This window comes from Streptomyces cellostaticus, assembly GCF_001513965.1.
Lineage (GTDB): Bacteria > Actinomycetota > Actinomycetes > Streptomycetales > Streptomycetaceae > Streptomyces > Streptomyces cellostaticus.
The window spans coordinates 305,602-316,579 of record NZ_KQ948018.1 but is presented as its reverse complement, the minus strand read 5'-3'; the positions used below and the strand labels follow the sequence as shown (position 1 = coordinate 316,579).

Annotated in this window: 10 protein-coding genes; 4 read left to right on the top strand and 6 right to left on the bottom strand. The window is 70.2% G+C overall.

The annotated features are described in order from the left end of the window. Nucleotides 1–380: 380 nt before the first annotated feature. The 4 genes from AQI88_RS11085 to AQI88_RS11070 all read right to left on the bottom strand — a co-directional run bounded on the left by AQI88_RS11085 (nt 381) and on the right by AQI88_RS11070 (nt 5,149). Nucleotides 381–1,505: a GuaB3 family IMP dehydrogenase-related protein gene (locus AQI88_RS11085; protein WP_066995819.1), complete on the bottom strand. Its 1,125-nt coding sequence runs from the start codon at nt 1,503–1,505 to the stop codon at nt 381–383. Between the two features lie 138 nt (nt 1,506–1,643). After that, the gene (gene guaB, locus AQI88_RS11080; protein WP_066995817.1) at nt 1,644–3,152 is read right to left on the bottom strand and encodes an IMP dehydrogenase; all 1,509 of its coding nucleotides are present in this window, start codon (nt 3,150–3,152) and stop codon (nt 1,644–1,646) included. A gap of 232 nt (nt 3,153–3,384) precedes the next feature. Continuing rightward, nucleotides 3,385–3,972 carry a sigma-70 family RNA polymerase sigma factor gene (locus AQI88_RS11075; protein WP_066995815.1) on the bottom strand — a complete coding sequence of 196 codons (588 nt, stop codon included), beginning with the start codon at nt 3,970–3,972 and terminating at the stop codon, nt 3,385–3,387. 565 nt (nt 3,973–4,537) lie between these two features. Further along, nucleotides 4,538–5,149, bottom strand: coding sequence for a response regulator transcription factor (locus AQI88_RS11070; RefSeq protein ID WP_003948568.1), 612 nt, complete (start codon nt 5,147–5,149; stop codon nt 4,538–4,540). Nucleotides 5,150–5,530: 381 nt separating this feature from the next. On the opposite strand from AQI88_RS11070, the gene AQI88_RS11065 reads away from it, so the two are divergent. Continuing rightward, the gene (locus AQI88_RS11065) at nt 5,531–5,860 is read left to right on the top strand and encodes a WhiB family transcriptional regulator (protein ID WP_066995813.1); all 330 of its coding nucleotides are present in this window, start codon (nt 5,531–5,533) and stop codon (nt 5,858–5,860) included. Between the two features lie 66 nt (nt 5,861–5,926). Here the strand turns inward: AQI88_RS11065 and AQI88_RS11060 are convergent, their stop codons facing one another. Continuing rightward, nucleotides 5,927–6,862, bottom strand: a complete 936-nt coding sequence (locus tag AQI88_RS11060) for a LysR family transcriptional regulator (protein ID WP_066995811.1) — start codon at nt 6,860–6,862, stop codon at nt 5,927–5,929. An 80-nt stretch (nt 6,863–6,942) separates the two neighbouring features. Between AQI88_RS11060 and AQI88_RS11055 the strand changes: the two genes are divergently transcribed. From AQI88_RS11055 to AQI88_RS11045, 3 genes are all read left to right on the top strand, one after another. Further along, the gene (locus tag AQI88_RS11055) at nt 6,943–7,611 is read left to right on the top strand and encodes an MOSC domain-containing protein (RefSeq protein WP_066995809.1); all 669 of its coding nucleotides are present in this window, start codon (nt 6,943–6,945) and stop codon (nt 7,609–7,611) included. 53 nt (nt 7,612–7,664) lie between these two features. Beyond that, complete coding sequence (locus AQI88_RS11050) at nt 7,665–8,438, top strand: SDR family NAD(P)-dependent oxidoreductase (RefSeq protein ID WP_066995807.1); 774 nt, start codon at nt 7,665–7,667, stop codon at nt 8,436–8,438. Between the two features lie 74 nt (nt 8,439–8,512). Further along, nucleotides 8,513–9,220, top strand: a complete 708-nt coding sequence (locus AQI88_RS11045; protein ID WP_066995805.1) for an ester cyclase — start codon at nt 8,513–8,515, stop codon at nt 9,218–9,220. A 77-nt stretch (nt 9,221–9,297) separates the two neighbouring features. Here the strand turns inward: AQI88_RS11045 and groL are convergent, their stop codons facing one another. Next, on the bottom strand, nt 9,298–10,926 hold the full coding sequence (gene groL, locus AQI88_RS11040; protein ID WP_066995803.1) for a chaperonin GroEL: 1,629 nt from the start codon (nt 10,924–10,926) through the stop codon (nt 9,298–9,300). Nucleotides 10,927–10,978 lie beyond the last annotated feature (52 nt).

Below are 10,978 nucleotides of genomic sequence, written 5' to 3'. Positions count from 1 at the left end.
ATCCAAACAGCCGCAAGATCCACCTCCTCCGGCACTTCACCGTCCACAGACGGATCCCATCCCAGCGGGTGGGCCTGCGATGGCGACCCATCGGCGCCCCCTTCCACGACGCCGCCCATTGACCCGGTAGGCGGTCCGTTGGAAATCGGGCCGGGCCCCGAGCAGCCGGGGTCCGGAACCATGTCCTTGGAAGGGGGCGCTCCAGAAACCTGGGGCGCCGTCACGGACGTTATCGCCCTCGGCCCTGCTCACCGGCCCGTATCCGCCCCGAAGGCAACCGCGCGCCCCCAGACCACCCCACGCGCCCCCACGGGCCCACTCGGACATGCAAAAGGGGCCGGTCACCCCACCAGGCGACCGGCCCCCTCACGTCGTACGGACTACCGCCGGTGCTGCGAGTCCGCGACCGTGACCTCGACCCGCTGGAACTCCTTCAGCTCGCTGTACCCGGTCGTGGCCATGGCGCGGCGCAGGGCGCCGAAGAAGTTCATGGAGCCGTCCGGCGTGTGCGAGGGACCCGTGAGGATCTCCTCGACCGTGCCGACCGTGCCCAGGTCAACCTTTTTGCCGCGGGGCAGCTCCTCGTTGACCGCCTCCATGCCCCAGTGGTGGCCCTTGCCGGGCGCGTCCGTGCCCCGGGCGAGCGGGGAGCCCATCATCACCGCGTCGGCGCCGCAGGCGATCGCCTTCGGGAGGTCGCCGGACCAGCCGACACCGCCGTCCGCGATCACGTGCACGTACCGGCCGCCGGACTCGTCCATGTAGTCACGGCGGGCAGCGGCGACGTCGGCGACCGCGGTGGCCATCGGGACCTGGATGCCGAGCACGTTGCGCGTGGTGTGCGCGGCGCCGCCGCCGAAGCCCACCAGGACACCGGCCGCGCCGGTGCGCATCAGGTGCAGGGCCGCGGTGTAGGTGGCGCAGCCGCCGACGATCACCGGGACGTCCAGCTCGTAGATGAACTGCTTCAGGTTCAGCGGCTCGCTCGAGTGGGAGACGTGCTCCGCCGAGACCGTCGTACCGCGGATGACGAAGATGTCCACGCCCGCGTCCACGACCGCCTTGGAGAACTGGGCGGTGCGCTGCGGGGAGAGCGCGGCCGCCGTGACCACGCCGGAGTCGCGCACCTCCTTGATGCGGGCGCCGATCAGCTCCTCCTTGATGGGAGCCGCATAGATCTCCTGGAGGCGGCGGGTCGCCTGCTCGGCGGGCAGCTCGGCGATCTCGTCCAGCAGCGGCTGCGGGTCCTCGTACCGCGTCCACAGACCTTCGAGGTTCAGGACGCCGAGGCCGCCCAGCTCACCGATGCGGATCGCGGTGGCCGGGGAGACGACCGAGTCCATGGGGGCGGCCAGGAACGGCAGCTCGAAGCGGTAGGCGTCGATCTGCCAGGCGATCGAGACCTCCTTCGGGTCCCGCGTACGGCGGCTGGGGACGACGGCGATGTCGTCGAAGGCATACGCCCGGCGGCCGCGCTTGCCGCGCCCGATCTCGATCTCAGTCACGTCTGTGGCCTTTCCCTCTGCGTTTCAGCGTCTCCCAGTATCGCCGACGGGTACGACAGCGGCCCTCCCTGGGGACGACAAGGGCGGTCCCGGATGCTCCGGGACCGCCCCTTTCACGGCTTCACGCGCGCGTGTGCGTCACTTGTTCCTGCTGTAGTTCGGCGCCTCGACCGTCATCTGGATGTCGTGCGGGTGGCTCTCCTTGAGGCCCGCCGAGGTGATCCGTACGAACCGGCCGTTCGTCTGAAGGTCCGGAACGGTCCTGCCGCCGACGTAGAACATCGACTGGCGCAGGCCGCCGACCAGCTGGTGGACGACGGAGGAGAGCGGGCCGCGGTAGGGCACCTGGCCCTCGATGCCCTCGGGGATCAGCTGCTCGTCGGAGGCGACGCCCTCCTGGAAGTAGCGGTCCTTGGAGAAGGACCTGCGGTCGCCACGGGTCTGCATCGCGCCCAGGGAGCCCATGCCGCGGTACGACTTGAACTGCTTGCCGTTGATGAACAGCAGCTCGCCCGGGGACTCCTCGCAGCCCGCGAGCAGCGAGCCGAGCATCACCGTGTCGGCGCCCGCGACCAGGGCCTTGGCGATGTCGCCGGAGTACTGCAGACCGCCGTCGCCGATCACCGGGACACCGGCGTCCTTGGCGGCGAGCGCCGCCTCGTAGATGGCGGTGACCTGCGGGACGCCGACACCGGCGACCACGCGGGTCGTGCAGATGGAGCCGGGGCCGACACCGACCTTGATGCCGTCGGCACCCGCGTCGACCAGGGCCTGGGCGCCGTCGCGCGTGGCGACGTTGCCGCCGATGACGTCGACGCCGGAGGAGTTCGACTTGATCTTGGCGATCATGTCGCCGACCAGGCGGGAGTGGCCGTGCGCGGTGTCCACGACGATGAAGTCGACACCGGCCTCGATCAGGGCCTGGGCACGCTCGAAGGCGTCACCGGCCACACCGACCGCCGCGCCGACGAGCAGCCGGCCCTCGGCGTCCTTGGCGGCGCTCGGGTACTTCTCCGCCTTGACGAAGTCCTTGACCGTGATCAGGCCCTTGAGGACGCCCTCGTCGTCGACCAGCGGCAGCTTCTCGATCTTGTGCTTGCGCAGCAGCTCCATGGCCTCGGCGCCGGAGGTGCCGACCTTGGCGGTGACCAGCGGCATCGGGGTCATGACCTCGTGCACACGGCGGCTGCGGTCGCTCTCGAAGGCCATGTCGCGGTTGGTGACGATGCCGAGGAGCTTCTTGTCGCCGTCGGTCACCGGGACGCCGCTGATGCGGAACTTGGCGCACAGCGCGTCCGCCTCGGCGAGCGTGGCGTCCGGGTGGATCGTGATGGGGTCGGTGACCATGCCGGACTCGGAGCGCTTCACCAGGTCGACCTGGTTGGCCTGGTCCTCGATGGAGAGGTTGCGGTGCAGGACGCCGACGCCGCCCTGCCGGGCCATCGCGATCGCCATGCGGGACTCGGTCACCTTGTCCATGGCGGCGGACAGCAGCGGGATGTTGACCCGCACGTTCTTGGAGACGTACGAGGCGGTGTCGATCTCGTCGGGCGCCATGTCCGACGCGCCCGGCAGCAGCAGCACGTCGTCGTAGGTCAGCCCGAGTGTCGCGAATTTACCGGGCACTCCGTCGACGTTGGCAGTCATGACACCTTCCCCAAATGGCCTTGATCGGTGCGGATGTCCATGCTAACGGGAAGCATCGCTAGCAAATTCCACGGTGCGGGGTGACTTCAGGCTTCGTATGTTCGTACGGAACCGTCGGCACACTTGTTCATCGAGAGGCAGGGACGACGGTGCGCGAGCGGGCTGATGCGCGTTCGGCACCGGCGGTTTGCGCCGTCGTGGCTGATCGCCGCAGCGGCGGGAAAAATCTCGCTTACTGTTCGGCAAGCGCCCTGAGGCGGCTCAGCGCACGATGTTGGGCCACTCGGACCGCGCCGGGTGACATTCCCAACATCTGCCCCGTCTCCTCCGCGGTCAAGCCCACGGCGATGCGCAGCAGGAGCAGTTCGCGCTGGTTCTCGGGGAGATTGGCCAGCAGCTTCTTGGCCCATTCGGCGTCGCTGCTGAGCAGGGCGCGCTCCTCGGGGCCGAGGGAGTCGTCGGGGCGTTCCGGCATCTCGTCCGAGGGGACGGCCGTGGAGCCCGGGTGACGCATCGCGGCGCGCTGGAGGTCGGCGACCTTGTGCGAGGCGATGGCGAAGACGAAGGCCTCGAAGGGGCGGCCGGTGTCGCGGTAGCGCGGCAGGGCGAGGAGCACCGCCACGCAGACCTCCTGGGCGAGGTCCTCGACGAAGTGGCGCGCGTCGCCGGGCAGCCGGGACAGCCGGGTGCGGCAGTAGCGCAGCGCCAGGGGGTGAACATGGGCGAGCAGATCGTGCGTGGCCTGCTCGTCCCCGTCGACCGCACGATGCACGAGGGCACCGATCGCCCCGTGGGCCGTGCCCGCATCGTCGTCGCGCATCGGTCCATGGTGCCTTGCGGCCGTCCGGTCCGTCGCATCGTGCTGATGGTTGTGCACCGAAGCGTTATGAGCAGGTGCGCCGGCACTCATCCCCTGCGCCCTCCCCTTCCGCTCGACCGACTCGTCCCCGAGAGACTCCACACCTCAAGGATGCGGCATCCGCGGCGAAACGAGCAGCGGGCGTCCGGCGGGCCGCCTTGCCCACCCGCCGCGGACACCCCCGCCACCACCGCCCCGCACCCCGATACCGCGCCAGCCCCCCCGACGTGCCACGCGAGATTCGCAGAGGGGAAAGTGCTGGATCCGCCCCCACGGACGGAGCGTAAATCAGCAGGTCATGCGGGTAGCGAGGGATTCCGGGCAGGACGGATCCACCCCTTCCCGCTACCTCGCCCACCGGCAGCACACCGGCGGGCCCGAGCCCGGCTGTCCTGGCCCCATATGCACGCCCGACCCCGCGCACGGTCCCACCCCCCACGGCGCCCGCGCGAGCTCCACCCCCGCCTGCCGCTCGGCAGGCGGGGATCACGGGGTGGCGGACCGCAGCCCCGCCGCGGCCCACCCCCTACCGGACCAGTCCCCAGCGGAAACCGAGTGCCACCGCGTGGGCCCGGTCCGAGGCGCCGAGCTTCTTGAAGAGGCGGCGGGCGTGGGTCTTGACGGTGTCCTCGGAGAGGAACAGCTCGCGGCCGATCTCGGCGTTGGAGCGGCCGTGGCTCATGCCCTCCAGCACCTGGATCTCACGCGCGGTGAGGGTGGGCGCAGCACCCATCTCGGCCGAGCGGAGGCGGCGCGGGGCAAGGCGCCAGGTCGGGTCGGCGAGGGCCTGGGTCACGGTGGCGCGCAGCTCCGCGCGCGAGGCGTCCTTGTGCAGGTAGCCGCGGGCGCCGGCGGCGACCGCGAGGGCCACGCCGTCGAGGTCCTCGGCGACGGTGAGCATGATGATGCGCGCGCCCGGGTCGGCGGACAGCAGCCGGCGCACGGTCTCGACGCCACCCAGGCCGGGCATGCGTACGTCCATCAGGATGAGGTCGGAGCGGTCGGCGCCCCAGCGGCGGAGGACTTCCTCGCCGTTGGCCGCCGTCGTCACGCGCTCGACGCCGGGCACGGTCGCGACCGCGCGGCGGAGCGCCTCTCGGGCAAGCGGGGAGTCGTCGCAGACGAGGACGGATGTCATGACCGCCCTCCCCAGCTGATGCGCGTCACCTTGAGCCTCCAGGCTGGTACGGAATCGTCACCTGTGCGGTCGACCGTCTCGGACGCCTGCCCGAGCGCTTGTGCTTTCAACCGCCTCCGCACTCTCAACGACGGTCACTCGAAAGAGTTACGGGGCCGCGTGCCGTCTTCGGCACTCTATGTGAGGGCGCCGACACGGTGCAGACATGCCCGACGGACCCTCAACTTTTCATCACAACCTATGACCCATTTAGCCGTTTTTGCTCCCGTTTCCCAGTGTCTGGAGCTAGATTCGCAATGAGTCATATTTTCATCTCCTTAGACCGGAGATGTACGGTCGTTGGCACCGTATCCGCCCAGAACGGCTACAAGGGGTCACGTAATGGCAGATTTCTCCCGCCTTCCCGGACCGAACGCTGACCTGTGGGACTGGCAGCTGCTGGCTGCCTGCCGCGGGGTCGACAGCTCGCTCTTCTTCCACCCCGAGGGCGAGCGCGGGGCGGCTCGGAGCGCTCGCGAGAACTCGGCCAAGGAGGTCTGCATGAGGTGCCCGGTCCGTGCGGAGTGCGCGGCGCACGCGCTGGCGGTGCGCGAGCCGTACGGAGTCTGGGGCGGCCTGACCGAGGACGAGCGCGAAGAGTTGATGGGACGGGCACGCAACCGCCTGGTGTCGGCATCGACCACCAGCGGGGGCACCGCCCCAAACGCCTGAAGGAACGTTTCTGCAACTACTCCCTTCGGGCACGCACGCGCGTGCCCCGACCCCTGTCGGCGGCCGCTACACGCGGACTCCTGTCGACGGGCCTTGTGCGCGCCCGGCCGCCCGGGCCAGTTGCTCCAGCGTCGCCGCGACGGCCGGCACCTGCGCCAGGTCGGGCAGGGTGAGGGCGACGATCTGCCGCCGCACGAGCGGCTCCAGCGCCACCGTGCGCACTCCCCTGGGCCGGACCGACTCCACCGCGAGCTGCGGCAGTACGGCCACGCCGAGGCCCGCGCCCACCAGGCCGACCACCGCCGGATAGTCGTCGGTGGCGAAGTCGATGCGGGGTGTGAAGCCGGCGCTCTCGCACACCTCCACCAATTGGCCGCGGCAGCGCGGACAGCCCGCGATCCAGGGCTCCTGGGCCAGTTCCCCGATGGCGACGGACCCCGAGGACCCGGTGCGTGCGAGCCGGTGCCGTTCGGGCACCAGGGCGACCAGGCGGTCCATCAGCAGGGGCCGTACGACGAGGTCGTCCCACTCCTCGGCGGCCGCCGCGCCCTCGTAGCGGAAGGCCAGCGCGAGGTCGCAGTCGCCCTCGCGCAGCAGCTCGACGGACTTCGGGGGCTCGGCCTCCTCCAGGGAGACCCGGGTGCCGGGGTGGGCGGCGCGCAGGGCGGCCAGGGCGGTCGGGACCAGGGTCGAGCTGCCGCTGGGGAAGGAGACCAGCCGGACCCGGCCGGCCCTGAGGCCCGCGATGGCGGCGACCTCCTCCTCGGCCGCGGTGAGCCCCGCGAGGATCCCGGAGGCGTGCCGGACGAGGGCCTCGCCGGCCTGGGTCAGGCGCATCTCGCGGCCGCTGCGGACCAGCAGCGGGGTGCCGACCGAGGCTTCCAGGGCCTTCATCTGCTGGCTGACGGCGGGCTGGGTGCAGCCCAGTTCGCGCCCCGCCGCCGAGAAAGAACCGGTGGTGGCGACAGCGCGCAGGACACGGAGATGACGGGCCTCGATCACCCCCTGATCATAAGCTGGGCTTGGGTGCGGCGCCCGATATCGCGTCGACACTTTGGGACGCGCTCCCGTACCGTGCCGGCATGAAGCTTCTCTCGGTCAACGTAGGCCGTCCGCAGCCGGTGCCGTACACGGACCAGGCGGAGGGTGTCACGGCCATCGACAAGCGGCCGGTCGAGGGCCCGGTGCGGGTGGCGGCTCCCGGCCCCAAGGGGGTCGGCGCGAGCGGGGTCGCCGGGGACACGGTGTGCGAGCTGCGCCACCACGGGGGCGACGAGCAGGCGGTGTACGCCTTCGCGCGCGAGGATCTCGACGACTGGGAGCGGGAGCTGGGCCGATCGTTGGCCAATGGTTGCTTCGGCGAGAACCTCACGACGGAGGGGCTCGACGTGTCCGGGGCGCTGATCGGCGAGCGCTGGCGGATCGGGTCCGTGGTGGTTCTGGAGGTGACCTCGGGGCGGATTCCGTGCCGTACGTTCCAGGGCCATCTGGGCGAGCGGGGATGGGTGAAGAGATTCACCCGGAAGGGCGCGACCGGCGCCTACCTGCGGGTGATCGAACCGGGTGAGATACGGGCGGGCGATCCGATCGAGATCGTGCACCGTCCGGACCACGAGGTGACGGCGGCGATGCAGTTCCGCGCGGTCACCACCGAGCGGGAGCTGCTGCCGCAGCTGCTCGCGGCGGGCGAGGCGCTGCACAGCGAGGCGCTGGCCGCCGCCCGCAAGTACGTCGCCGGACAGGCCCGCTGAGGAGCCGTCACCGGACAGCGGACGCTGTCGGTCCGGGTCACTACCCTTGGGCCATGACAACGGCTCTGATTACGGGATCGACCGCGGGAATCGGTGCCGCGTTCGCGCGGCGGCTGGCGGCTGACGGGCATGACCTCGTCCTCGTGGCGCGGGACACCAAACGGCTGCGCGAGCAGGCGACCGAGCTGCACGACCGGCACGGCATCGAGGCGGAGGTGCTCTCCGCCGACCTGGCCGAGGACAAGGGCATCGAGGTGGTGGCCGAGCGGCTCGGGGACCGGAAGAACCCGGTCGACCTGCTGATCAACAACGCCGGTTTCGGCAACAAGGGCCGCTATCTCGATGTGTCCATGGCCGACGAGCTGAGGATGCTCAAGGTGCACTGCGAGGCGGTGCTTCGGCTGACGTCGGCGGCGGCCGAGGCGATGCGCGAGCGCGGGCGCGGCGGGGTGGTGAACGTGGCGTCGGTGGCGGCCTTCGTGCCCCGGGGCACATACGGCGCCTCGAAGGCCTGGGTCGTGCAGTTCACCCAGGGCGCGGCCAAGGACCTGGCCGGCAGCGGGGTGCGGCTGATGGCGCTGTGCCCGGGCTTCGTGCGCACCGAGTTCCACGAGCGGGCCGGGATGGGCACGGACAACATCCCCGGCTGGATGTGGCTGGACGCGGACAAGCTGGTCGCGGCGGCCCTGGCCGACCTCGCGCGCGGCAAGACACTGTCCATCCCGGACCCCCGGTACAAGGCGCTGATGGGGCTGGTGAAGGTCACCCCGCGCGGGCTGATGGGCGGCATCAGCTCCAGGACGGGCCGCAAATACGGGCCCCAGTAGGACGGGTGGCGCCCGCGTTCCGGTGGGAAAATGGGCGTGACGGATCCGGACCCAGGGGGCCGGGAGGCGGCGCCATGACGTTCGTACAGCTCATCGACTGCAAGACCAGCCGGCTCGACGACATGAACCGGCTGATGGACCAGTGGGTCGAGAAGACCAAGGGGAAGCGGACGGCGACGCACGCGGTGGTCGGCAAGGACCGCTCGGACGCGACGCACGTCATCGAGATCGTGGAGTTCCCGTCGTACGAGGAGGCGATGCGGAACTCGAACCTGCCGGAGACCGACAGGATCTTCCGGGAGATGGTCGCTCTGTGCGACGAGATGCCGACGTTCACGGACCTGGACGTGGTGCGCGACGAGCCGTTGCAGGCGGCCGCGGCCCGCCGGTTCTTCGACACGGTCGCGGTGCAGGGGCCGTTGCCGCCGCTGAACGACCTGATCGCGGAGAACTACCACGACCACGACCCGGCCAACGAGCAGGACACCCTCGGGCTGGACAACATGCGGCGTGAGATCGAGATGTGGCGCAGCGCCTTCGACTTCACGTTCATGATCGACGACCAGCTCACCCAGGGAGACCGGGTCTGCACCCGGTGGACCTGGAACGGCATCCAGACCGGCGAGTTCATGGGCCTGCCCAACACCGGCCGCCAGGTGTCGATGACGGGGACGACCGTCTTCCGCTTCGACGGCGACGGCAAGCTCCGCGAGGGCTGGTGGCAGTACGACCGGCTCGGGCTGCTGGGGCAGTTGGGGGCGCTGGACGAGCTGGAGAAGTAGGGCACACAGCGAAGGCCCGGCACCCCCCAGGGGGTGCCGGGCCTCAGTGCTGACGTGGGTCAGCGGGCTGACGTGGGTCAGTGGGAGTGGCCGTGACCGTGGCCGTGACCCGCCTCGGCCGGCTCCTCTTCCTTCTTCTCGACGACCAGGGTCTCGGTCGTGAGCAGCAGGGAGGCGATGGAGGCGGCGTTCTCCAGGGCGGAGCGGGTGACCTTCACCGGGTCGATGACGCCGGCCTTGACCAGGTCGCCGTACTCGCCGGTGGCGGCGTTGTAGCCGTTGCCCTTCTCCAGCTCGGCCACCTTGGAGACGATGACGTAGCCCTCGAGGCCGGCGTTCTCGGCGATCCAGCGCAGCGGCTCGACGGCGGCGCGGCGGACGACCGAGACACCCGTGGCCTCGTCGCCGGTCTTGCCGAGGTTGCCCTCGAGGACCTTGACGGCGTGGACCAGGGCGGAGCCACCACCGGAGACGATGCCTTCCTCGACCGCGGCGCGGGTCGCGGAGATGGCGTCCTCCAGACGGTGCTTCTTCTCCTTCAGCTCCACCTCGGTGGCGGCGCCGACCTTGATCACGCACACGCCGCCGGCCAGCTTCGCGAGGCGCTCCTGGAGCTTCTCGCGGTCCCAGTCGGAGTCGGTGTTCTCGATCTCGGCCTTGATCTGGGCGACGCGGCCGTGGACGGCCGAGGTGTCGCCGGCGCCGTCGACGATGGTCGTGTCGTCCTTGGTGACCGTCACGCGACGGGCGGAGCCCAGCACGTCCAGGCCGGCCTGGTCGAGCTTGAGGCCGACCTCCTCGGAGATGACCGTGGCGCCGGTGAGGACCGCCATGTCCTCCAGCATCGCCTTGCGGCGGTCACCGAAGCCGGGGGCCTTGACCGCGACCGCGTTGAAGGTGCCGCGGATCTTGTTGACGACCAGGGTCGACAGGGCCTCGCCCTCGAGGTCCTCGGCGATGATCAGCAGCGGCCTGGAGGCACCCGACTGGATGACCTTCTCCAGCAGCGGCAGCAGGTCCTGGATGGAGGAGATCTTGCCCTGGTTGATGAGGATGTACGGGTCCTCGAGGACAGCTTCCATGCGCTCCTGGTCCGTCACGAAGTACGGCGACAGGTAGCCCTTGTCGAAGGCCATGCCCTCGGTGAAGTCCAGCTCCAGACCGAAGGTGTTGGACTCCTCGACGGTGATGACACCGTCCTTGCCGACCTTGTCCATGGCCTCGGCGATCAGCTCGCCGACCTGCTGGTCCTGGGCGGACAGCGCGGCGACGGCGGCGATGTCGGACTTCTCGTCGATCGGGCGGGCCGAGGCGAGCAGCTCGTCGGAGACGGCCTTGACCGCGGCGTCGATGCCCTTCTTCAGGGCGGCCGGGGAGGCGCCGGCGGCGACGTTCTTCAGGCCCTCGCGCACCAGCGCCTGGGCCAGCACGGTGGCGGTGGTGGTGCCGTCACCAGCGATGTCGTTGGTCTTGGTCGCCACCTCCTTCACCAGCTGGGCGCCGAGGTTCTCGTACGGGTCCTCGATCTCGACCTCGCGGGCGATCGTGACACCGTCGTTGGTGATGGTGGGGGCGCCGAACTTCTTGTCGATGACGACGTTGCGGCCCTTGGGGCCGATCGTCACCTTCACCGTGTCGGCCAGCTTGTTGACGCCGCGCTCGAGGGCGCGACGGGCGTCCTCGTCGAACTTCAGGATCTTCGCCATGACAGCGGGAGCCCTCTCGAAATCTGTGGGTGAAAAAAGAACTGCGCCCCGG